This is a genomic window from Priestia sp. P5_B4 (assembly GCF_056400385.1).
In genome coordinates this window covers 25,040-46,504 of sequence record NZ_JBFULJ010000005.1, presented here as the reverse complement: position 1 = coordinate 46,504, position 21,465 = coordinate 25,040, and the positions used below count along the sequence as shown (strand labels likewise).

23 protein-coding genes and 1 pseudogene are annotated in these 21,465 nt (G+C 39.0%); 9 read left to right on the top strand and 15 right to left on the bottom strand.

Translation table 11 applies throughout. From position 1 onward, the window contains the following. A pseudogene (locus AC1DRF_RS01605) lies at window positions 1–148 on the bottom strand (DUF502 domain-containing protein); the annotation flags it as partial. A gap of 171 nt (window positions 149–319) precedes the next feature. On the opposite strand from AC1DRF_RS01605, the gene AC1DRF_RS01600 reads away from it, so the two are divergent. Continuing rightward, window positions 320–1,114, top strand: a complete 795-nt coding sequence (locus AC1DRF_RS01600) for an SDR family oxidoreductase (RefSeq protein ID WP_477740265.1) — start codon at window positions 320–322, stop codon at window positions 1,112–1,114. A gap of 129 nt (window positions 1,115–1,243) precedes the next feature. Further along, the gene (locus AC1DRF_RS01595) at window positions 1,244–2,446 is read left to right on the top strand and encodes an MFS transporter (protein WP_025752638.1); all 1,203 of its coding nucleotides are present in this window, start codon (window positions 1,244–1,246) and stop codon (window positions 2,444–2,446) included. A 37-nt stretch (window positions 2,447–2,483) separates the two neighbouring features. Here the strand turns inward: AC1DRF_RS01595 and AC1DRF_RS01590 are convergent, their stop codons facing one another. The 3 genes from AC1DRF_RS01590 to AC1DRF_RS01580 all read right to left on the bottom strand — a co-directional run bounded on the left by AC1DRF_RS01590 (window position 2,484) and on the right by AC1DRF_RS01580 (window position 4,980). Beyond that, window positions 2,484–2,915 (bottom strand): carboxymuconolactone decarboxylase family protein, encoded by a 432-nt coding sequence (locus tag AC1DRF_RS01590; protein ID WP_016765843.1) that lies wholly within the window; start codon window positions 2,913–2,915, stop codon window positions 2,484–2,486. A 136-nt stretch (window positions 2,916–3,051) separates the two neighbouring features. Continuing rightward, window positions 3,052–3,945, bottom strand: a complete 894-nt coding sequence (locus AC1DRF_RS01585) for a LysR family transcriptional regulator (protein ID WP_427076599.1) — start codon at window positions 3,943–3,945, stop codon at window positions 3,052–3,054. A 408-nt stretch (window positions 3,946–4,353) separates the two neighbouring features. Continuing rightward, the gene (locus tag AC1DRF_RS01580; protein ID WP_427076600.1) at window positions 4,354–4,980 is read right to left on the bottom strand and encodes an FMN-dependent NADH-azoreductase; all 627 of its coding nucleotides are present in this window, start codon (window positions 4,978–4,980) and stop codon (window positions 4,354–4,356) included. A 217-nt stretch (window positions 4,981–5,197) separates the two neighbouring features. Between AC1DRF_RS01580 and AC1DRF_RS01575 the strand changes: the two genes are divergently transcribed. Continuing rightward, complete coding sequence (locus tag AC1DRF_RS01575; RefSeq protein ID WP_427076601.1) at window positions 5,198–5,911, top strand: FTR1 family iron permease; 714 nt, start codon at window positions 5,198–5,200, stop codon at window positions 5,909–5,911. Window positions 5,912–5,941: 30 nt separating this feature from the next. Here AC1DRF_RS01575 and AC1DRF_RS01570 read toward each other — a convergent pair whose 3' ends face one another. The 3 genes from AC1DRF_RS01570 to AC1DRF_RS01560 all read right to left on the bottom strand — a co-directional run bounded on the left by AC1DRF_RS01570 (window position 5,942) and on the right by AC1DRF_RS01560 (window position 9,295). Then, on the bottom strand, window positions 5,942–7,297 hold the full coding sequence (locus AC1DRF_RS01570; RefSeq protein WP_477740264.1) for a sensor histidine kinase: 1,356 nt from the start codon (window positions 7,295–7,297) through the stop codon (window positions 5,942–5,944). Further along, entirely contained in the window at window positions 7,275–8,000 is a 726-nt protein-coding gene (locus tag AC1DRF_RS01565; RefSeq protein ID WP_013059676.1) for a response regulator transcription factor, read from the bottom strand. The genes AC1DRF_RS01570 and AC1DRF_RS01565 overlap by 23 nt, the downstream gene beginning before the upstream one ends. Window positions 8,001–8,158: 158 nt before the next feature. Next, window positions 8,159–9,295 (bottom strand): MGDG synthase family glycosyltransferase, encoded by a 1,137-nt coding sequence (locus tag AC1DRF_RS01560; protein ID WP_230586501.1) that lies wholly within the window; start codon window positions 9,293–9,295, stop codon window positions 8,159–8,161. Window positions 9,296–9,448: 153 nt separating this feature from the next. On the opposite strand from AC1DRF_RS01560, the gene AC1DRF_RS01555 reads away from it, so the two are divergent. From AC1DRF_RS01555 to AC1DRF_RS01540, 4 genes are all read left to right on the top strand, one after another. After that, a complete protein-coding gene (locus AC1DRF_RS01555; protein ID WP_043977288.1) occupies window positions 9,449–10,075 on the top strand; it encodes an undecaprenyl-diphosphatase in 627 nt (208 codons plus the stop codon). A 162-nt stretch (window positions 10,076–10,237) separates the two neighbouring features. Next, on the top strand, window positions 10,238–10,477 hold the full coding sequence (locus AC1DRF_RS01550) for a hypothetical protein (protein ID WP_477740266.1): 240 nt from the start codon (window positions 10,238–10,240) through the stop codon (window positions 10,475–10,477). A gap of 68 nt (window positions 10,478–10,545) precedes the next feature. Beyond that, on the top strand, window positions 10,546–10,983 hold the full coding sequence (locus AC1DRF_RS01545; RefSeq protein WP_016765850.1) for a MarR family winged helix-turn-helix transcriptional regulator: 438 nt from the start codon (window positions 10,546–10,548) through the stop codon (window positions 10,981–10,983). 27 nt (window positions 10,984–11,010) lie between these two features. Then, a complete protein-coding gene (locus tag AC1DRF_RS01540) occupies window positions 11,011–11,652 on the top strand; it encodes a nitroreductase family protein (RefSeq protein ID WP_013059680.1) in 642 nt (213 codons plus the stop codon). Between the two features lie 33 nt (window positions 11,653–11,685). Here the strand turns inward: AC1DRF_RS01540 and moaD are convergent, their stop codons facing one another. The 5 genes from moaD to AC1DRF_RS01515 are packed head-to-tail and all read right to left on the bottom strand — an operon-like array spanning window position 11,686 to window position 15,197. Then, window positions 11,686–11,919 (bottom strand): molybdopterin converting factor subunit 1, encoded by a 234-nt coding sequence (gene moaD, locus AC1DRF_RS01535; RefSeq protein WP_013085372.1) that lies wholly within the window; start codon window positions 11,917–11,919, stop codon window positions 11,686–11,688. 2 nt (window positions 11,920–11,921) lie between these two features. Continuing rightward, entirely contained in the window at window positions 11,922–12,386 is a 465-nt protein-coding gene (locus AC1DRF_RS01530; RefSeq protein WP_013059682.1) for a molybdenum cofactor biosynthesis protein MoaE, read from the bottom strand. Further along, window positions 12,383–12,910, bottom strand: coding sequence for a molybdopterin-guanine dinucleotide biosynthesis protein B (gene mobB / locus AC1DRF_RS01525; protein ID WP_477740263.1), 528 nt, complete (start codon window positions 12,908–12,910; stop codon window positions 12,383–12,385). Before mobB ends, AC1DRF_RS01530 begins: the two co-directional genes overlap by 4 nt. Beyond that, window positions 12,898–14,163, bottom strand: a complete 1,266-nt coding sequence (locus AC1DRF_RS01520; protein ID WP_098967039.1) for a molybdopterin molybdotransferase MoeA — start codon at window positions 14,161–14,163, stop codon at window positions 12,898–12,900. Before AC1DRF_RS01520 ends, mobB begins: the two co-directional genes overlap by 13 nt. A 17-nt stretch (window positions 14,164–14,180) precedes the next feature. Then, window positions 14,181–15,197: a molybdopterin-synthase adenylyltransferase MoeB gene (locus AC1DRF_RS01515; protein ID WP_477740262.1), complete on the bottom strand. Its 1,017-nt coding sequence runs from the start codon at window positions 15,195–15,197 to the stop codon at window positions 14,181–14,183. 161 nt (window positions 15,198–15,358) lie between these two features. Here AC1DRF_RS01515 and mobA point away from each other — a divergent pair, with 161 nt between their 5' ends. Continuing rightward, window positions 15,359–15,928 carry a molybdenum cofactor guanylyltransferase gene (gene mobA, locus AC1DRF_RS01510; protein ID WP_098333930.1) on the top strand — a complete coding sequence of 190 codons (570 nt, stop codon included), beginning with the start codon at window positions 15,359–15,361 and terminating at the stop codon, window positions 15,926–15,928. A gap of 12 nt (window positions 15,929–15,940) precedes the next feature. Here mobA and moaA read toward each other — a convergent pair whose 3' ends face one another. The 3 genes from moaA to AC1DRF_RS01495 are packed head-to-tail and all read right to left on the bottom strand — an operon-like array spanning window position 15,941 to window position 18,161. Then, window positions 15,941–16,957, bottom strand: coding sequence for a GTP 3',8-cyclase MoaA (moaA, locus tag AC1DRF_RS01505; RefSeq protein WP_013085378.1), 1,017 nt, complete (start codon window positions 16,955–16,957; stop codon window positions 15,941–15,943). A gap of 46 nt (window positions 16,958–17,003) precedes the next feature. After that, window positions 17,004–17,801: a formate dehydrogenase accessory sulfurtransferase FdhD gene (gene fdhD, locus AC1DRF_RS01500; RefSeq protein WP_477740261.1), complete on the bottom strand. Its 798-nt coding sequence runs from the start codon at window positions 17,799–17,801 to the stop codon at window positions 17,004–17,006. Between the two features lie 15 nt (window positions 17,802–17,816). Next, on the bottom strand, window positions 17,817–18,161 hold the full coding sequence (locus AC1DRF_RS01495) for a Na-translocating system protein MpsC family protein (RefSeq protein ID WP_013085380.1): 345 nt from the start codon (window positions 18,159–18,161) through the stop codon (window positions 17,817–17,819). Between the two features lie 364 nt (window positions 18,162–18,525). Here AC1DRF_RS01495 and fdhF point away from each other — a divergent pair, with 364 nt between their 5' ends. After that, the gene (gene fdhF / locus AC1DRF_RS01490) at window positions 18,526–21,465 is read left to right on the top strand and encodes a formate dehydrogenase subunit alpha (protein ID WP_427076605.1); all 2,940 of its coding nucleotides are present in this window, start codon (window positions 18,526–18,528) and stop codon (window positions 21,463–21,465) included.

Genomic DNA, 21,465 nt, shown 5'->3' with positions numbered 1-21,465 from the left:
GTATATAATCCTGCTTCATGTAGGGCTTCAATACGTTTCCTAAAATGCTGTCTAAAAAATTAAACACTCTTACCAAAATATAAATAACGAGGATAATAGGAACAGTCGTTAAGAGCCCATTAATAAAAATTTTTATGATTGCTTTCATGCAAACACCTCATTTTTTCTAACATACTGCTGTTCATTATACAATGGATTTATTTTCGCTGCCCCTCTTTATTCTTATTCACATACGTATAAACTAGCGACGTTTTATCAAAATAATAGATGGGTACATGAACATACATACTTATATATTTATTTTTTCGGAGGGATACAATTGGGACGTTTAGAATCAAAAATTGCTGTTATTACAGGGTCAAGCTCTGGCATAGGAAAAGCAACCGCTGAGCGCTTCGCGAAAGAAGGCGCGGTTGTTATTTGTGCCGATATTAATTTAGACGGTGTGAAAAAAGTAGCACAAGAAATTAAAGATGCTGGCGGTGAAGCCTACGCCTACTATATCGATGTAGCTGAAGAAGAAAAAGTAAAAGAATTCACAGCAGAAATTGAAAAGAAATTTGGTAAAGTAGACATTCTTTTTAATAATGCCGGTACAGACACAGAAGGCGGCAAGCTTCACGAATATCCAGTAGAACTTTGGGATCGCTTAATGTCGGTAGATTTACGCGGAACGTTTCTTGTAAGCAAATACGTTATTCCGCTGATGTTAGAAAATGGCGGATCGATTATTAATAATTCATCTGTGTCCGGACTGGCAGCAGACTTAGATCGTTCTGGCTATAACGCGGCGAAAGGTGCTATTACCAACCTAACAAGAACCATGGCAATTGACTACGCTCGTGAAGGTATTCGCGTTAACTCAATTGCTCCTGGAACAATCGAAACACCTCTTCTTGATGATTTATCAGGCGCTGAAGAAGGAAAAAAATTCAGAAAAGCATATGAATGGGTCGATCCGATGGGGCGTCTAGGAAAACCGGAAGAAGTAGCCGGTGCTGTATTATTTTTAGCATCTGATGACAGCTCATATGTGACAGGTGATTGCATTACTGTAGACGGCGGTCATATGGCGTATACGTGGCCTGGAAAAATGCTTTACGATRAAATGTGAGAATAAAATTAGCTCTATACTAGTAGGTATAGAGCTTTTCCGTTTGAATTTTTTCTTTAAAATAGACGTGACATTATGTCAAGACAGGTGTAAACTTAAAGCAAAATTCTTTGCTTCTAGGAGGAAGACATGAAAACAAAACAATTATCAGAACGTCAGCTTCTTGGCATCGCAGGGCTCGGGTGGCTCTTCGATGCAATGGATGTTGGCATTTTGTCTTTTATCATTGCAGCTCTTCACGCTGAATGGGGACTTTCCCCTACTGAAATGAGTTGGATAGGCAGCGTTAACTCGATCGGAATGGCGGTTGGAGCTTTGGTGTTTGGGTTACTGGCTGATCGAATTGGGCGAAAAACTGTTTTTATTGTAACTCTTGTTCTTTTTTCAGTGGCAAGCGGCCTTTCGGCTCTTACTACTACCCTTGCTGCTTTTTTAGTATTTCGATTTTTAATTGGAATGGGTTTAGGAGGAGAGCTGCCTGTTGCTTCTACACTTGTTTCTGAGACCGTGGCGCCGGAAAAACGCGGTAAAGTGGTCGTGCTGTTAGAAAGTTTTTGGGCGTTCGGTTGGCTACTGGCAGCGCTTATTTCTTATTTTGTAATCCCAGCTTACGGGTGGCAGCTAGCGCTTATCCTAACGGCTATTCCAGCGTTTTATGCCATTTATTTGCGCATTAAACTGCCCGATTCTCCTCAGTTTGTGGAAGCGACAAAAGAAAAGAAACCGTCGATTGCGGACAATGTAAGAAGCGTGTGGTCTAAGCCTTATCGTCAATCTACCATTATGCTCTGGGTTCTGTGGTTTTGCGTTGTATTTTCATATTACGGCATGTTTTTATGGCTACCTAGCGTCATGGTCATTAAAGGTTTTAGCTTGATCAAAAGCTTTGAATACGTATTGATTATGACATTAGCTCAACTGCCTGGCTATTATACGGCTGCTTGGTTTATTGAACGCATGGGCCGAAAATTCGTATTGGTCACATATCTGTTAGGTACGGCTGCCAGCGCATATATCTTCGGAAATGCGGAGTCACTTTGGCTGCTGCTAACAGCAGGTATGCTGTTGTCTTTCTTCAACTTAGGTGCTTGGGGTGCTTTATACGCATATACACCTGAGCAATATCCGACATCTATCCGAGGCACAGGAGCTGGAATGGCTGCTTCTTTTGGACGAATTGGAGGAATTTTAGGGCCGCTGTTAGTTGGATATATGTCAACGCAAGGTACGTCTTTAACCGTTACGTTCTCAATCTTTTGTGGAGCTATTTTAATCGGTGTTGGTTCGGTTGTTTTTCTAGGAAAAGAAACCAAACAAAAGCAGCTCGCATAAACAAAGACGCTCTTTTAGAGCGTCTTTGTTGTGCTTATTATTTATTTTCTACCAGCTCTTTTTCATCTGCCTCTACTTCCACGTCACGCTGAGCGAATACTTTCTTGGCTACGCTTAAAGCATTTAACACGCGAGGGAAGCCTGTGTATGGGATTAATTGAATAATGCTCTCCACAATCTCCTTCGGCTCTAGTCCAGCTGTTAAACCTGTATTTAAATGCAGCTCAAGCTGAGGCTCTGTACCCTGAGTGACTAATGATGAAATGGTAACTAATGCTCGTTGCTTATTGGTTAGACCCGGTCGTGAATAAATGTCTCCATAGGCAAATTCAATAATATATTTCCCAACGTCAGGAGCTAGGTCTTTTAAGTCTTCTGTAATTTTTAAATGAGTTGAAATATCATCGTTACTCGTTAATGTATATTCCATTAATTTATCTAAACCTTTTTGATAACTATCTTGTGCCATGTAAAATCAACCTCCGTATTTTTTACTGACACCGCGCGGAATCAATGTTTGTTTTCTTGTATGTTTTCTACACTATCTACTTTAACGCACGTTCTCTCTTTCGTAAAATACATATATTCAATACAACATATGCATTTTATCTATATAAAGCAGAATGCTGTTCATTCATATAGTGAAGAAATTGCTTAGAGGCATATGAAATATATTTATCTTTTTTTAAAATCAATCCTAAATCCCATGAAATAGAAGGGTTAGTAATAGGAACTGCTTTTACAATAGAGGAATCTACTTTTGCCGCAATGGACTGTGGAAAGATAGATACTCCTAAGTTTTCGGCAATCATTTCACCAATAAAATCCCACTGAGAGCTCTCGTAAGCTACGTTAGGTTCAAATCCTGCTTGTTGACATGCATGAATAAGCCGGTCGTGAAGCGTAAAATCTTCATTAAATAAAATAAATTTCTCTTGGGCCAATTCATTAATTTCCACATGAGTTTTAGAGGCTAAAAGATGGGAACGGTGAACATATAAAAGCATTTTTTCAGAGATAAAAGGATTAATATCAAAAAGATGTTCATTTACCGGAAGCACCGCTACACCTAAGTCTAACTCTCCTTTTTCTACTGCTTTTTGAACACGATTGGCTCCGTATTCAATAAGTTTAATCGTAATATCTGGATAGAGCTGCTGAAACCCTTTGATAATCTTTGGAAAGAACAGAACTCCAATCAATGGAGGAATTCCAATTTTAATCATCCCTTTCTTCAGATTCATCACATCATATAAATAAGTCGATAGCTCATCAATGGATGCCATGACTTTTTGTCCTTGCGCATACACCACTTCCCCGGCATCCGTTAAATCAATCTGTCGTGCGGACCGATCAATTAATTCTACTTCCAATTCTTCTTCTAAGTTTTTCACCATTTTGCTCAAGGTCGGCTGTGAAATATGGAGACTTTGAGATGCTTTAGTAAAGCTCCTTAATTTAGCGACTTCTAAAAAATAATTAAGCTGACGAATATCCATCTCTGCTCCTCCTATAGATAAGGCGAATATCTTTTATATTTTTTATTCATTTTACCTATTATTTTTTAGGATATACAGTAAAAATATAAAGAGAAGATGGACACATAATAAATCAATTTAATCTAAATAAGGACAATTGGGATAAAGGCGCTGGTATGGACCGCTTGTGACACCGCTGTTGCTTTCCGAGGGCGACCGCTGAGCCTCCTCTTCACTTGCGCTCCTGCGGTGTCTCACCTGTTCCGCTTTTCCGGCAGGAGTCTTCGCCTTGCCCTCCAATCAACATCTAGAAGCTACTACATGCATGAAACCTACGCTTACCATAACATCAAAAAATCCGAACGATTCATCGTTCGGATATACCTTCACCTAAAATACTTTTGTCCCGTCTTCTTTTACGAATATGATTTAAAATGCTTTGGCTGCTTGTGCTGCTTGTTCTAGACCACTTTCAATAATTTCTTGCCCACGATCTGGAAACTGATTATGTCCCTCAATAATAACAGAGTTCACATCCGTGATTCCAAAGAATTGAAGTACGCTGCTGACATATTTAACGGCCATTTCGACCTCAGCTGCTGGACCTTCTGAATACACTCCGCCTCGCGCGTTTAATAACATCACTTTTTTATCGCCTAGTAATCCCACCGGACCTTCGGGCGTATACTTAAACGTTTTGCCTGCTTGATTTAAATAATCAAGGTACGTATGAAGCACGGCTGGCACAGTAAAATTCCAAAGCGGAAAGGCAATAACAATTTTATCTGCTCTCACAAATTGTTCTAAGTAGGAATTAGCAGTTTCTGCTGCTTTGTTTTCCGCTGCCGTCACTTCTAGCCCTCTTGCTAATTTAAACTGACCGTTTATCATGTCGGCATCTAAATAAGGAAGTTCTTCTTTAAACAAATTTAGCTCTAGTATTTCTTCATCTTGATGCGATTGTTGATAGCTTTTTAAAAATGCATCATATAATTTCATGCTAACCGCTTCACTTGCCGATCTGTCATTTGCTTTTATAAAAAGAGTATAACTCATACTAAAACCTCCACTGATTGTTCATACTCTTATTTTATTCGCTTTTTTCGTGCATTTCGAACGACTTTATAATGAAATACCTTCATACTTTAGTCTGAAAAATCCTATATTAGATTTTTATTAAAGAGCAAAAAAACAAATTGACAACGATAATCATTATCATTAAAATTAGAGAGAATTTAATTATTACTATCATTTAAAGTAAGGGGAGCTTTTTATGTGGTCGAGTTTGGCTTTGTCGCTTCGTGAAGGTTTAGAAGCGTCACTTATTATTGGAATTATTTTAGCTCATGTTACAAAAATTGGCCGAAAAGACTTAAAGTATTCCGTCTTCATTGGCGCTGCTGCTGGCCTTATTTTCAGCTTAGTATTTGGCTTTATTGGCTTTAATGAGGCGAGAGAGTTAGAAGAAAAGTCAGAAGAAATTTTTGAAGGAGTCATGATGCTTTTAGCTGCAGGTCTTATCGCTTACTTTATTCTGTGGTTGCATCGGAGCAAAGAAATGACATCTTCGGTTACATCAAAAATTTCCAGAAGCTCTTCCAAATGGGGATTAATCGTTTTAGCCTTTTTATCTGTCTTTCGTGAAGGAACAGAACTAATTATTTTTAATCTGACACAAGTGAATCAACACGCCTCTTCTATTGTATTCGGCAGTATAAGTGGCATTTTGCTGGCCATCGTTATTACATACATTCTGTTCAAAACAGCTATTAAGCTGAACCTGTGGATTATTTTTAAAGCGCTTGGTGTTTTCCTTATTTTTATTGGAGGAGAGTTATGCGGTGAAGGTTTGGTTAAGCTATTTGAAGCTGGTGGAGAACCACTTGAAATAATTGGATTTAGTGTATTTACAGTTGCATCACTGTATCTATTCTTCCAAACGGAGTTAAAAAAATTAAGAGTAAGAAAACAAAAATCAGCATCATAATCACACAAAAGCCGCCTAACGGCGGCTTTCTCAGTTTGCAGATGAAACGGGAAGGTGAATCACAACTTCCGTCCCTTGTTCTTCTTCACTTTTAATAAAAATCTCGCCTTTATGCTGACGGACAATAGTTTGTGYAATCGACAGTCCAAGCCCCGTTCCTCCCGTAGCTCTGCTTCTGGCTTTATCGACTCGATAGAAACGTTCAAAAATATGTGCAAGATCTTCTTTTGGAATGCCAATTCCATAGTCTTTTACTTTGATAATGACATCTTCCTGCTTTTTTTCAACGGTCACTTCAATTTTATCCGTACTGTATTTAATTGCATTATCAAGCAAAATAATCAATACTTGCTTCATTTTTAGTTCATCCACTTCAATCATAATGGGCGTTTGATCATAATGAAGAACTAATTCTCTTTTGTATACCTGCTGCAGCTGCTTAACGATTTGTTCAAAAATAAGAACAAGATCTGTTTGCTTCAGATCAAGCGTTTGTTCTTTTTCCACACTTGCCAGATCAAGCAGCGTTTCAATCATTTTTTGCATTTTGGTTGCTTCGGCATAGATAGTGTCGATCGCATCGAGCGTAATTTCTTCATTTTTAATCCCTCTTCTTCTTAATAAATTAGAATAACTGCGAATAACGGTTAGAGGGGTTTTTAATTCATGAGAAGCATCGGAAACAAACTGATTTTGCTTTTCAATATTTTCTCGCAAGCGGTCAATCATATGATTAAAGGTAACGGTCATCCCCTGCAGTTCATCTCTCGTTTCGGTTTGAATGAGGACTTTTTTAGGAACACCGCTCTCTTCGATCTCTTTCATCGTTGTGACCATATTTTTAATAGGATGCATAATGACGCGTGATAACCATCTTCCTCCTAAAAGAGACAGTAAAATGGACACAAGCGAACAAAAAATCAAAATTGATAGCAAAATATCTTTACGGGTTTCAAAACCAGTCAGGAGCTCACCAATCTCAAGCGTTTCAACGACTTGATTATTGACTTTGACAGGCATGCGAATAACCAATACTTGCTTTTCTCTGATTTTGCGAAGTTTCACCTTTTTTTTCTTTGAAAATTCGGGCTTAATTTTCACCAGATGAGGGTCATTTGATACCTGGTTAATGACCGTAGAATTTTCTGAGACTGTTCGGATAAATGAATGGTTGGTCAAATAAAATTTTAGTAACTCCGGCGAGAGCTCCACGGAATGATCTTGCTGACCTTTTTGAATAATCTCGCGTGCTTTTTCGAATAAAATGTCCTGTTCCATATTCACGGTAGATTTAGTAAAGGAGAAAAAAACAACGATGTTCATGATTAATAAAATAACCACTAGCCATGCTGTTGTCAGTAAATTAATCTTCGTCGTGATCTTCATGTTTCTCCTCTTTCATCATATATCCTACGCCCCGCACCGTATGAATGAGAGAAGTAGAAAAACCTTCATCTACTTTTTTTCTTAAGTGGCGAATATACACATCAATTACGTTCGTTTCTCCTTCATATTCATAGCCCCAAACGTTTGTGAGAATTCCTTCTCTCGTGACAATTTTATTTTTATTCGTAAGCAAATACACGACTAAATCATACTCTTTCGGTGTCAACGTAATGGATTCATTGTTTCTTAGGACTTCCCTTGTTTCAAGATTAATGGTCAAATCACTTATCGTTAAGAGCTCCGCTTCAGCTTCTTTCGTTCCTGATGCTTCTACGAGCGAACGATAGCGAATACAAGAGCGAACCCGTGCTAACAGTTCTTCAATTTCAAACGGTTTTGTAACATAATCATTAGCCCCTTGGTCTAAGCCCATTACCTTATCCAGCGTCGTATTTCTGGCAGTTAATAAAATAACTGGCGTAAATACTTCCGCTTTCCGAAGTCTTCTTAACACCTCAATACCACTCAGACTTGGAAGCATCACGTCTAGCAAAATGAGGTCATATTGAGCGGATGTTGCCGTCTCTAACCCCGCTTTCCCGTCGTACTCAACATCTACTTCATAATCTTCAAATTCCAATTCAATCTTTAACACTTTCGCAATTTGCGCTTCATCTTCCACAATTAAAATTTTCTCTTTCATGTTATACACCTCTCACCACATGTCTTAAGTGAAAGAATAGCTTCTTTAGATAAAAAAACAACACCTTTTTCAAAAGATGTTTGTTTTTTTATCTAAACCCTACTTTTTCAACATACTTGTCTTTTAGCTTATCCTTATTGTTTGTAAACATGAATGTTTTACGCATGAAGACCAATCGTTTGCTTTTCCCCTAAAATCCAATTGACTACTGCTAAAAGTTCTTCAGGCGTTTGTGCTTCGATTTCTTTATGGTAAGCAGCAATCGCGTTATATAATGTGCTCATTTTATCAGCATCCTGCAGCACTGCCTGCAGCTGACTTTCTAACGATTGATCCGCCTTTAGTTCTTGAACTAAGTTTCGTTCTGTTAAATAGCGTAAATTCACTTCTTCTTGACCTGGTAAAGCAGAATGAACAAAAATCGGTAAATTCTTGCGAAGAGCTTCACTGACCGTGATACCACCTGGCTTTGTTACAATAGCATCCACTTGTTCATACAGTTCATTCATTTCTGTGCGTGATGAAATGTACGGAATCGGTGTAACGTGCTGTAATTCCCATCCCTTGATTTCTTCATATAGCTTTTGATTTTTGCCGCATAAGACAAAGTAATGAAAATGGCTCGCATCTTTTAAATCATTGTAGAAATCCATAATATTGCCTAAACCGCTGCTGCCTCCAGCAATTAAAATATTTCGATTACCAGGATGCTTAAATGTTCTTGTTTTTGTTATTTCTTCATGTACCGGTATTCCTGTGACCATCATATTTTGAAGTGGAATTTCACTTTGAGCACGAAGTCCTTTTTTTACTTCTTCACTAGGGAGAAAGTGAAAATCAATCTCTTCTTTTCCCCATAAATTATTAATAAAGAAATCCGTGTAGACATTTATAATAGGTACATCGCACTTGCCTTTTGCTTTTAATTGACTGAGCAAATAAGAAGGAAAACCATGTGTGCATATAATTAAATCCGGATTTTCTTCTTTAACTAAGTGCTCCATTTTTTTTGCGAATACGTGATGATACCATTTGAATGAATGAACAGGCGGTTCATAAAAGAGATGTTTGTATGCCATATTGTACGTTTCTGGAGCATAACGAATCCATTTCAAATATGTGCCTGTGACCACTTTTTCTAATAGTTCGTTTGTATAGCTTAATAAATCTATTTTTTTATAACAAATATTTGTTGTTCTTCTTTCCAATATATCCATTAACGCCTCTGCCACTTGATGATGGCCAGAAGGCATTTTTAGAAGAGGTAAAAATAAAACCTTTTTCAACTGTTTCATCTCCTATTCTAAAAGCAGTTTCTTCCTCTCCTTTTTATATCATTAAATGCCCTTAAATTTCGGATTTTAATTGATTTTTAATGTGAAATTCATCGTTTTTTTAGAGTGTCAATCTAAACTAAGAGTGAAAAGTACTGCATAAGGAGAAAACAAATGAACCTCAATTACGAAGTATTTCAATGGATTAACTCGTTTGCTGGTGAATCCAGCGCAATGGATTCTGTAATGATTATCATCACGAATAGCGTTCCTTATTTTATAATGGCTTGTTTGCTTTTGCTTTGGTTTAGCGGAAAAACAGAAAGAACAATTTATCACCGTTATACGGCTTTATACATGTTGTTTACAATTGTACTTTCTCTATGTATCAATGAGGTCATTCACCTGGTGTATTACCACCCGCGTCCGTTTGTGACTCATCACGTTCATAAGCTGATTCCGCACCCGGCTAATTCATCTTTTGTGAGTGATCATTCGATTTTAGTCTTTTCTGCTGCTTGGATCATGTGGTTACGAAAAAACAAATGGAGAAGCATCATTTTTATATGGGCTGTCATTTCTGGCCTTTCACGTATTTACGTAGGCGTTCACTATCCAGCAGATGTACTTGGAGGCATGGTGATTGCGGGAGCTATCGGATGCTTTATTATATACGTTTCAGCTAAAACAACTCCTCTTATTCAGCGATTATTCTGGATTCACGATTTGATTATCAAGCGTATTCCGTTTCTATCTTCCTATACGCATGAACAAATTAGCAAAAAAAATCATTCAGCTTAAAGAGGCTGAGGCAAAAATAGTTTAGCYGAARTGAAAAACGAACCACTAATCAAACTGTTTGATTAGTGGTTCGTTTTTTTTGTTATGGTKAACGTARAWTTTATCTGTTTYGTTCCTTCYAGCAGTTGATTGGAGGGCAAGGCGAAGACTCTTGCGGGAACAGTGGAACAGGTGAGAACCCCGCAGGAGCTCAAGCGACGAGGAGGCTCAGCGGCCGCTCGCGGAAAGCGAAGCCTTGCACGGAAATCAACTGCGGTCGAGCAAGCAGTCCAGATTACATATCCAGATTGTTCACCTTTGAATGGGATTCATTTCGTTACGTCTCAGCCTCTTTTTTTATTATTTTTAAAAAACAAAGTTCACTTTCTTGACTTTCACTTTTATTTATTTTATATTAGTTGATGTATCAAACATTGATGTATCAAATATTAATTCATCAATAAATATCATAGAAAAAGGGAGCGACTTTCTTGTCACATTCATGTTCTAAAAAAGCAAATGTTCTGTATGCTCTGCAAGAAGTTAATAAACAAATTAATCAAAAGTTTGAGCATTGTACCGGTGTTAGCCAATCACGTCTTGATATTTTACATCAGCTTTATGAAACAGGTGAAATGAGTCAAAAGGCGCTTCAACAGCAAGTAAACATTGACAATGCTGCAATTACAAGGCATTTAAAGCAGCTCGAAGAAAGAGATGTTGTATCACGCCGTAAAAACCCTGATGACAACCGCGTAACATTTGTAAAGCTTACGAAAAGCGGACATGAAAAAATCGGTGCATTTCGAAACGAAAAAGCTCGCTTTATTGATGAAGCATTTAAAGATTTCAGCGAAGAAGAACAGCTGCTGCTTTCCAAAATGCTTGAGCGTTTAAAAGTAAACATTTCGGCCATTGAACGGTCATAACATTTTTAACATAAAGGAGAGTTCATCATGACGCAAACAAAAACACTAAACAATGATTTCCAAGATATTATTACAGGGCGCAGATCTATTCGTTATTACGACCCATCTGTCAAAATCAGCCGTGAAGAAATGAAAGAAATTTTAACCGAAGCGACGCTAGCTCCATCTTCTGTTAATGCACAGCCTTGGCGCTTTCTAGTAATTGATAGCCCTGAAGGAAAGGCAACATTAGCTCCGCTTGCTAAATTTAATCAATCACAAGTAGAAACATCAGCAGCTGTTATTGCGATTTTCGGCGATTTAAAAAGTGAAGAAAATTTAGATGAAATTTACGATAAAGCTGTTGAACTAGGCTATATGCCACAAGAAATTAGAGATATGCAAATTCCTAAAATCAAAGCGCACTACGCAGCTGCTTCTGAAGAATTAAATAAAGAAACAGTATTAATTGACGGCGGTTTAGTATCTATGCAGTTAATGCTTGCTGCACGTGCTCACGGTTATGATACAAACGCTATTGGCGGTTATGAAAAAGATCAAATTGCCGAGGCATTCGGTTTAGACAAAGAGCGCTATGCGCCGGTTATGTTACTTTCAATCGGCAAAGCAGCAAATAGCGGTTACCCGTCTGTACGTTTACCAATCGAAAAAGTAGCTCAATTTAGATAATAAAAAAAGGTGCTGTATATTCAGCACCTTTTTTTATCCTCCACTAACGGGCGGAATAAATGCGACGGTATCTCCCGTTCCAATGGTTTCTTCATCTGTTACAAACTCTTCGTTGACTGCGGTCATCGTTTGCTTCAGAGAGGACAACTTATACGTTTTTTGCACATATTCCTTTAATTCCTTCACTGTTATATCTTGCTTATCAACTGTTACTTGTTCCACTCCAGCCTCTTCACGTATAGCAGCGAAAAATAAGACGTTAATCATTTTTACATCTCCTTCATTGGCTTTCCTTCAGGATATTCTTTCGTTTCTAACTGATCTCCAATCCATTTTGTTCCGTCTTCCCAAAATTCCTTTTTCCAAATTGGCACAATTTGCTTAATACGTTCAATAGCATACTCGTTTGCTTCATAAGCTGTTTTGCGATGCGGAGAAGAAACGGCAATAACTACTGCGACTTCTGTTATATCAAGCTTCCCGATTCGGTGAGTAATAGCTGTCAAAGCATCGGGCCACTTTTCCTGAATTTCGTCACCAATTTGGCTAAGCATTTTCACTGCCATTGGCACATAGGCTTGATATTCAAGAGAGAGCGTCTTCTTGCCTTTTGTAAATTCTCTTACCGTTCCAATAAATGTCGTAATAGCTCCCGCGTCTCTTCTAGAAACTTTTTTAATTATTTCATCTACGGCAATTGGCTGATTTACTACTTCAAATAAGTGCTGGTTCATCTTCTTTCCCCCACTTCTTTCAATAAAAAATTAAGATAAAGTTCGTCTTCTTGTAAGTGAAATATTGGATATGCTCGCTGCACTTCTTTTTTTAGCGGAACGTGACTGATCACGCATATAATATTGGTTAGAGAGGAAAGCAGAACAAGATCTTCTTCACTTCGAATCAAGACTGCTTTTGGATAGGATTCTTTTTTATATCCTTCAACAAAAATGACATCTGGCGAGAAAAATTGATAAAAATCAATCAGCTTTTTTAGGCTCCAGTCTTTACTAGCTGCCGTAAGCTGAAGGATTCCACCTCCCTCTACACCTGCCACATCGGCACCTGCTTGCTGGTGGCGATGACTGTCTTTTAGCTCACTGCTGCTATCTGGAGGTCCGCCGTGTCCATGATGCTTAATAGAACCTACACATAGATTGAATTGTTTCGCTCTTTTAATGAGCTCTTCCACTAAAGTAGTTTTTCCGCTGTTTTGAAATCCAACTACTTGTAAAACGGTACAACAAGCTACCAAGGCCATTCACTTCCCCGCACGTCATCTAGCAATAAGACGTCAACCAGCATTCCTTCTTTGTATCCTCTCGTCCCTCCAGGAAATATAATTAATGTATCTGCATGAGCTAAAGAAGAAACAGCACTAGATTTTGTAAAGCTTAATGGAGAAGCAATGAGCTGTCCTTCCCTGTATGAAAGCCTGCCAGATACAAATCGCATAAAAGGATTTGGCTTTAAAAAGTCTTTTCCTAACAAAGCTTTTTCTTTCCGAAGATGAGGGGCGCTCTTACCCGCATATGTACTGATTACCGGACGAGCCAGAAGTTCAAAACCGACATAGCACGCTGTAGGATTTCCCGAGAGGCCAAATAAAAGCTTTTCTTCCATACGAGCAACCGTTGTTACACTGCCTGGTCTCATTGCTATTTTATTAAAAAGAACTTCGGCTTGTAATTGTTTATAAACATCTGGTAGATAATCATAGTCTCCTACTGAAACGCCGCCCGTTGTAATCAGCATGTCCACTTCTGATAGTGCAGCTTTTACCGCATTGTAGCACTGACTTAAATCATCAGGCATAATACCAAAATAGTTCACTTCGCCTCCAGCTTTTTCAATTTGCGCACGCAGCATATGAGCATTGCTATTACGAATTTTGCCCCGTTCAACAGGATCACTCACTTCCACTAGTTCACTTCCAGTTGCAAGTAATCCAACTACAGGTTTTTTGAAGACAGCTACGTCACTATAGCCAAATGTGGCTAAAAGAGCTGCTACTCCCGGAGTGATATACGTTCCTTTTGAAGCTAACACAGTGTCTTTTGTTGTTTCTTCTCCTTGAAAAGAAATGTTATCTCCGCTGTTAAACGAACGCTTGATTTGAACGATCGGCTGATTGTCTTTCGTATATTCTTTTGTTACTTCAAGCATTGCAACCGCATCGCAGCCTTTAGGAATAGGAGCTCCTGTCATAATACGCACAGCCTGCATCGCGCTGACTGTATGTTCAAAAACAGAACCCGCTCCTATTTCTCCTCGAACAGCCAGTTCTACTGGATGAAGTGATGATGCTTCTTTCGTATCTTGTGACCGAACGGCAAAACCATCATATGGAGAACGATCAAAAGCAGGAATATCATGATCTGCTATTAAATCTTCAGCTAAAAATCTGCCGTGAGCTTCTTCAAGCGCAATGATTTCTTGCTTTCTGTTTTTTGCATACTGCATCACTCGTCCAACGCATTCTCCGACAGGGATAGGAGTTCGCTTTTCTCTCATTCTTTTCACTCCTTTACTCATCCTAGTAAACGATAATATAAGCTTCTCGCAAATTGAATATCATTCGTTCCATGAATAAATACACGGCCATCTTGAAAAATTACAAAGCGCTGCTCTGGAAGCTGACATGACAGAAGATATGGATTGCGGTCCACTTCCCCCTGTTTTTTTAACCGTTTTTCCAATTCATCGAAGTTGTACAAATGGCGCTGCGAGGGCCTGATTTGAACCGTCTCTCTGCCGCACAGAACGTCTGTTTTAAGCTGATTTTCATACGCTAAGTACGGATAAGTTTGGGTTGATCCGCAAGAAGAACATTTATCACTTTTCATTTTGCCCGTCTTAAATTCAGCATGCTGATTATTCCAGGCATCAAAGGTTAGAAATGTGTGGCGCAAAGCTTCAACATCTTCGACTAAAATTTTTAATGCTTCGGTTATTTGATAGGCTGCCACAATTTGAACAGCGGGACTAATAATTCCTGCTGTCTCACAGGTTGCTCCTCCGACAGGCACTTTTTTCAATATGCAGTGCAGACAAGGGGTTACATTTGGGATAACAGTATAAGTGGCGCCATAACTCCCTACACATGAGCCGTATATCCAAGGAACTTCATACTTATGTGACAAATCATTTAAAATAAAACGGATGTCGAAGTTGTCTGTCGCATCGATGATCACATCGGCTGTTTGGACGATACTTTCTAAATTAGCAGGCTGAGCATCCATCACCAGCGCTTCAATCTTCACTTCCGTGTTTATTTGACGCAAACGATTTTTTGCTGCTACAGCTTTAGGTAGTTTGTTTTGCGCATCTTGTTCTGTATAAAGCTGCTGACGCTGTAGATTACTCCATTCTACATAATCACGATCTACAAGAGTCAATTTTCCAATTCCAGCACGCACGAGGGCTTCTGCGCTAGCGCTGCCTAGAGCCCCTGCACCTACAACTAAAACATGCTTACTTCTAATTTGCTGCTGCCCTTTGTTTCCAATGGGCTGGAAAAGCTGCTGACGTGAATAACGTTCTGTCACTCTTTTCTCTCCCTTTCTCATTCAATCTCTGACTTCACTATCTATTCCTTCGTCAAAGATATTTCTTTAGAAACATGCTATTATACACATAAAGCTACGCTGCTTTACAGAGACTTTTTTGCATAAATATACAAATATATTTTGATGGAGGTATTTAATAAATGTCCATTGCAGGCATTGTATTAGCAGGAGGAAAATCTTCTCGCTACGGTAAACCAAAAATGTTTGAAACCTATAACAAGAAATCATTTTACGAATATAGTATAGATGCATTAAAAGAAAATCACGTCACACCTATACTTGTGTCTACCAACCAAGATTTACTCCCTTATTTTCAAAGAAAGGATGTTGCATTTGCAGTTGAAAAATGCCCGTATCAAGGTCCTTTGTATGCAATTCATCACGCTTTAACTGCGATCGATTGCTGCGCTGAATGGTTCTTTATTCTTTCTTGCGATATTCCTTTTATTAATGCTGAGTTTGTTCATCACATGATCACACTGACCCAAACGGACTCACCTGACATTGTTCTTCCTGTTCAGCCTGATCACATTCACCCGCTTCTAGCACTCTATCACCGTAGAACGCTTCCTCTTATTGAACAACTCGTTACACAAGGTGAAAGAAGGCTTACGCAATTGTTGAATCAGACAAACGTCCTTCGCGTGCCTTTTTCAGCGGAAGATCCCACTTTTATAAATGTGAATCATCGCAGTGATTGGGAAGTATAAAGCTTCTTTGAATTATCCACCAATATGAGACATTTCCACTTTTTCAGCGCCTTGGACCTGTCTTCCATTAGCTCGTTCGTCTGAGTAACGATCTTTCCGATGATTCCAGATATCAGAAATGGTGTCACAAACAGTATGATCAGAGGCTTCTGACCGTATCAGTGTGCGGAGGTCATATCCTTTTGACGCGAACAAACAGGTATAGAGCTTTCCTTCAGCCGATACTCTTGCGCGTGAACAAGTGGAACAGAATGAATCTGTGACAGATGAAATGATACCAATTTCCTCTTCTGTCCCGACGTATCGATACCTGGTGGCTACTTCTCCCGTATAATGAGGTGTAATTTCTTCAAGAGGCATTTCTTGTCCAACTATATCAAGAATTTGTTTCTTTGTTATAACCTCATCCATTTTCCATCCGTTTGAATTTCCAACATCCATATATTCAATAAAACGCAGCGTATGTTTTTTGTCTTTAAAATAGTGGGCCATCGGAAGAATATCCTGCTCATTCTTGCCTTTTTGGACAACCATGTTTATTTTGACTGAAATCCCCGCAAGAGCTGCTGCTTCTATTCCTTCTAATACTCGTTTTACGCTTCCTCGGTTTCCATTCAACTCTTGAAATCTCACTTCATCAAGCGAGTCTAAGCTAACAGTTACTCTTGATAATCCCGCTTTTGATAAGGCTTCTGCATGCTTCTTTAACAGTGAGCCGTTTGTTGTTATGGCAATATCATCTATACCCTCAATTTGCTTCAGACGATTGATTAGATCTGGCAAGCCTTTTCTTAGCAGCGGCTCTCCTCCCGTTATACGCACTTTTTTTACTCCTAGCGATGCGAATAATCTAGTGAGTCTCTCTAATTCATCAAACGAAAGAATGTTTTCGGCAGGTAAAAATGGATAGTCTGCCCCAAAAATTTCTTCAGGCATACAATATCGACAGCGAAAGTTACAGCGATCTGTTACTGACAAACGCAAGTCTCGTAAAGGACGCTTTAAAGTATCAACTATAGCGTATGACATCTGCCTCATCTCTCCTCTCTCTAGCTGTCAGCTTCTCCACAGCAGATTAACTCTCTCTTAAAATTCTTTCCGGGCATGTATAAATATTCAACGAATCATTTCGAATAAACCCTACCGTTGTAATTCCCAATTCTTCTGCTAGATTTAAAGCAAGTTCAGTCGGGGCGGATTTTGAAAGAACCACTTCACACCCGATCTTCGCTACTTTCAACAAAATTTCTGAAGAAATACGGCCGCTGAAAACGACTACTTTATCTCTAATTGAAATATGGTGTTTTAAGCAATACCCGTATAGTTTATCTAGAGCATTATGCCTACCAATGTCCATTCTGCTAAGCATAAAGCCATTTTTATCACAAATAGCAGCGTTATGAACGCCACCCGTTTCTTGAAACGTAGCAGCAGATTGCTGCAGCTTATTCATCAATTGAAAACAATCCTTAATTGAAAGTTCTACCGATATATCGTTCATTTTTTTAGCAGTCAGTGCATCATTTATAAAGACAAACCCTTGTCTGCTCGCCCCGCAGCAAGACGTGATATATCGTTTATTTTGAAGGTTTCGAAAATACGGGTTTAATTTATCTATTGTAACATGAACATACCCTTCTTTTTCTTGAACCCATATGTTTTTAATGTCTGTGTATGCTCGGATAACCCCTTCAGATGCTAAATAGCCAATTACCATATCTTCAATGTATTGTGGGCTACATACCATCGTGACAAACTCTTCTTCATTAATTTTCACAGTCACAGGAAACTCCGTTACAATTTTATCTTCCACGCTTTTCATTTGACCATTTTTAAATCTAAGAACTGTACGCTTCTTAACGGTCGAGTTCATGTGATGTCTCCTTTTTTAAATAATGTTTTTATCAAAAACGAATACGGAAACCGCTATATTTTCTTTTATTTTCATATCTGAAAATAAATTAACCAACTTTGCTCCTACCAATTCTTCTAACCCTTCCGGCGGATTCGATGCATATACATCTTGGATCATTTTTGTTCGAGCTAGATGAACCATGTCACATCCTTCAGCAGTGCTTGCAATAAATGTTTCTGTCGGAGTTAAATTTCCATACAGTGTTGAGACAGCCATATTTTCAACAAAAACCGTATGTATTCTTTCCGGTCCTTTTCCAAATAAATCTTTTCGAAGCTTCCGAATAATATCATTAAATTCATGAATAGTTTTTGACATAATCAACGCTCTCCCACCGATTAAAATTAAATTGTGCATTTTATTCCTACAGTTTTTTTATCATAAATCAACACTTCAAAAAATAAAAGCCCAAAATCTTTGCAGCAAAACTTTTGAAGAGAGTTGGGTATTTAAAAAAGTTGTGCATTTAAAAACGTAGCGATATAATTATAAATAACCGAGATGGAATAATAATAATGAATTGTTATTACTCTATCACTTTTTCTTAACGATATAAATGGGCTGGATTGGCATATTAGTAAGACCTGCTAGTAAACTATTCCACCATGATTGCACTTCCCTTATTTAATTAGGCGTGTGTATTCATGGTGGTTTTTTGTTTTTATATAAAGGAGGAARACAAATGAGTCGTGAAATCATCACTGTTCATATAAATGGTAACGAATACAAGGCAGCTTCAGGCTCTACCATACTCGAAATTATTAATCAGCAAAGCATTGAGCACCCTCAGATTTGTTATGTTCCTGAAGTGGATCCTATTCAAACTTGTGACACATGTATCGTTGAAATGAATGGCGAGTTAGTTCGTTCTTGTTCTACAAAAGCTGAAAACGGCATGAAGATTGAATTACAATCAGCACCCGCAAAAGCGGCACAGACGGAAGCAATGGATCGTTTATTAGAAAATCATTTGCTATACTGCACCGTTTGCGACAATAACAACGGAAACTGTAAATTACATAACACAGCCGAAATGATGGAGATTGAACATCAAAAATACCCCTATACGCCAAAGGCCTCAGAGAATGAAGTCGATATGTCTCATCCGTTCTACCGTTATGACCCTAATCAATGCATCGCTTGTGGCCAATGCGTAGAGGTTTGTCAAAATCTTCAAGTTAATGAAACACTCTCTATCGACTGGGAAGCGAAACGCCCCCGCGTTCTCTGGGATGACGGTGTAGCAATCAATGAATCTTCTTGTGTGAGCTGCGGTCAATGTGTAACCGTATGCCCGTGTAATGCCTTGATGGAAAAATCCATGCTTGGAGAAGCTGGATTTATGACTGGGCTTCCAAAAGACGTTTTAAATCCAATGATTGATTTAGTTAAAGAAGTAGAACCTGGATACAGCGGAATTTTTGCTGTTTCAGAAGTGGAAGCCGCTATGCGCGAAACACGCACGAAAAAAACAAAAACTGTCTGTACATTTTGCGGAGTTGGATGTTCATTTGAAGTATGGACAAAAGGCCGTGAAATCCTTAAAGTTCAGCCTAGCTCTGATGCTCCCGCAAATGCCATTTCAACCTGTGTGAAAGGAAAATTCGGCTGGGATTTTGTAAACTCTGAAAAACGTATTACTAAGCCTTTAATCCGAAAAAATGGTGCATTTGTAGAGTCGTCATGGGAAGAAGCCCTCGACTTAGTAGCAAGCAGGTTAAGCTCTATTAATCAGCAGTATGGACATGGATCAGTTGGTTTTATTTCTTCTTCTAAGATTACAAACGAAGAAAACTATGTTATTCAAAAGCTGGCTCGCCAAATGTTTGAAACAAATGACGTAGACAACTGCTCTCGCTACTGTCAGTCTCCTGCAACTGATGGATTATTTCGAACAGTGGGAATGGGAGGCGATGCCGGCACGATAAAAGACATCGCAAAAGCTGGACTGGTTATCATCGTTGGAGCTAACCCTGCTGAAGGTCATCCTGTATTAGCAACTCGCATCAAACGCGCGCACAAGCTTCATGACCAAAAACTAATCGTCGCAGATTTGCGCAAAAACGAAATGGCTGAACGCTCTGACATTTTCATCAGTCCAAAACAAGGTACGGACCAAGTATGGCTAATGGCTGTAACAAAATACATGATTGACCAAGGATGGCACAATGAAAAATTCATCCAAGAAAACGTCAACTATTTTGAAGACTTTCACTCTTTGCTTGAAAAGTACACGCTTGAATATGCTAAACAAATTACGGGTATTCCAGCAGCAACGCTCATTCAAATAGCTGAAATGATTCGAGACGCCGATGGAACCTGTGTGCTGTGGGGCATGGGCGTAACGCAAAATACGGGAGGCTCTGATACATCAGCGGCTATCTCAAACCTGTTGCTTGCTACTGGAAACTATCGACGCCCTGGAGCAGGCGCTTATCCGCTCCGAGGCCACAATAACGTCCAAGGAGCATGTGATATGGGAACTCTTCCTGCTTGGCTTCCAGGCTATCAGCACGTCACAGACTCAGTCGCCCGAGCGAAATTTGAAAAAGCATACGGTGTAAAAATTAAAGATAAGCCAGGGCTTGATAATATTCAAATGCTGCATTCAATTGATGAAGGAAAAATGAAGGCCATGTACCTTGTCGGAGAAGATATGGCTCTTGTTGATTCAAATGCTAACCATGTACACGAAATATTATCAAATTTAGATTTTTTTGTCGTCCAAGACATTTTCCTTTCGAGAACGGCTCAATATGCTGATGTTGTACTTCCTGCTGTTCCTTCTCTTGAAAAAGACGGAACATTTACCAATACGGAGCGACGTGTCCAAAGATTGTATCAAGCATTACCAACGCTCGGGGATTCAAAGCCGGATTGGTGGATTGTTCAAGAGATTGCCAACCGCTTAGGTGCGAACTGGACGTATACACATCCTGGTGATATCTTTGCAGAAATGGCTAGTCTATCACCTTTATTCAGCCAAGCCAGCTACGAAAACCTTGAAGGCTGGAATAGCTTCTTATGGGGGAGCTTAGAGGGAAAAAGCACGCCGTTACTTTACGTCGATGGGTTTAATTTCCCAGATAAAAAAGCGCGCTTTGCTTTATCACATTGGGTACTTCCTGCCGAATTCCCAGAAGAATATGATCTACACATTAATAATGGAAGAATGTTAGAACATTTTCATGAAGGGAATATGACCAATAAATCGAGCGGCATCCAATCAAAAGTACCGGAAGTATTTGTAGAAATTTCACCTCAGCTTGCCAAGGAGCGTGAAATTGAAGAAGGTTCGCTTGTCAGATTAATCTCACCATTTGGAGCAGTAAAAGTACAGGCATTAATTACAGAGCGAGTAAAAGCAAATGAGCTGTATCTTCCAATGCACTCTGTTCATAAAGATTCGGCTATTAACTTCTTGACCGGACCTGCAGTCGACCAACGAACAAATACGCCGGCTTACAAACAAACAAAAGTACGGATGGAAGTATTAAGTAAAGGTGGAGAAACGCCTTTACCGTCTACAAATCCGCGTAACAAAAAACGTCATCCTCAAAATGGGGTCGAGGTTCAGCGTAAATGGAACCGTCCTGGCTACGTCCATTTAACAAGTAAATAG

What these genes read in the sequence shown, in the direction of transcription:
- AC1DRF_RS01595 (WP_025752638.1), top strand. Translation starts at nt 1,244, where the DNA reads ATGAAAACAAAACAATTATCAGAACGTCAGCTTCTTGGCATCGCAGGG.
- AC1DRF_RS01575 (WP_427076601.1), top strand. Translation starts at nt 5,198, where the DNA reads ATGTGGTCGAGTTTGGCTTTGTCGCTTCGTGAAGGTTTAGAAGCGTCA.
- AC1DRF_RS01540 (WP_013059680.1), top strand. Translation starts at nt 11,011, where the DNA reads ATGACGCAAACAAAAACACTAAACAATGATTTCCAAGATATTATTACA.
- mobA (WP_098333930.1), top strand. Translation starts at nt 15,359, where the DNA reads ATGTCCATTGCAGGCATTGTATTAGCAGGAGGAAAATCTTCTCGCTAC.
- moaD (WP_013085372.1), bottom strand. Translation starts at nt 11,919, where the DNA reads ATGATTAACGTCTTATTTTTCGCTGCTATACGTGAAGAGGCTGGAGTG.
- AC1DRF_RS01555 (WP_043977288.1), top strand. Translation starts at nt 9,449, where the DNA reads ATGAACCTCAATTACGAAGTATTTCAATGGATTAACTCGTTTGCTGGT.
- mobB (WP_477740263.1), bottom strand. Translation starts at nt 12,910, where the DNA reads ATGGCCTTGGTAGCTTGTTGTACCGTTTTACAAGTAGTTGGATTTCAA.
- AC1DRF_RS01590 (WP_016765843.1), bottom strand. Translation starts at nt 2,915, where the DNA reads ATGGCACAAGATAGTTATCAAAAAGGTTTAGATAAATTAATGGAATAT.
- fdhF (WP_427076605.1), top strand. Translation starts at nt 18,526, where the DNA reads ATGAGTCGTGAAATCATCACTGTTCATATAAATGGTAACGAATACAAG.
- AC1DRF_RS01580 (WP_427076600.1), bottom strand. Translation starts at nt 4,980, where the DNA reads ATGAGTTATACTCTTTTTATAAAAGCAAATGACAGATCGGCAAGTGAA.
- fdhD (WP_477740261.1), bottom strand. Translation starts at nt 17,801, where the DNA reads ATGAACTCGACCGTTAAGAAGCGTACAGTTCTTAGATTTAAAAATGGT.
- AC1DRF_RS01495 (WP_013085380.1), bottom strand. Translation starts at nt 18,161, where the DNA reads ATGTCAAAAACTATTCATGAATTTAATGATATTATTCGGAAGCTTCGA.
- AC1DRF_RS01560 (WP_230586501.1), bottom strand. Translation starts at nt 9,295, where the DNA reads ATGAAACAGTTGAAAAAGGTTTTATTTTTACCTCTTCTAAAAATGCCT.
- AC1DRF_RS01530 (WP_013059682.1), bottom strand. Translation starts at nt 12,386, where the DNA reads ATGAACCAGCACTTATTTGAAGTAGTAAATCAGCCAATTGCCGTAGAT.
- AC1DRF_RS01565 (WP_013059676.1), bottom strand. Translation starts at nt 8,000, where the DNA reads ATGAAAGAGAAAATTTTAATTGTGGAAGATGAAGCGCAAATTGCGAAA.
- moaA (WP_013085378.1), bottom strand. Translation starts at nt 16,957, where the DNA reads ATGTCATACGCTATAGTTGATACTTTAAAGCGTCCTTTACGAGACTTG.
- AC1DRF_RS01585 (WP_427076599.1), bottom strand. Translation starts at nt 3,945, where the DNA reads ATGGATATTCGTCAGCTTAATTATTTTTTAGAAGTCGCTAAATTAAGG.
- AC1DRF_RS01520 (WP_098967039.1), bottom strand. Translation starts at nt 14,163, where the DNA reads ATGAGAGAAAAGCGAACTCCTATCCCTGTCGGAGAATGCGTTGGACGA.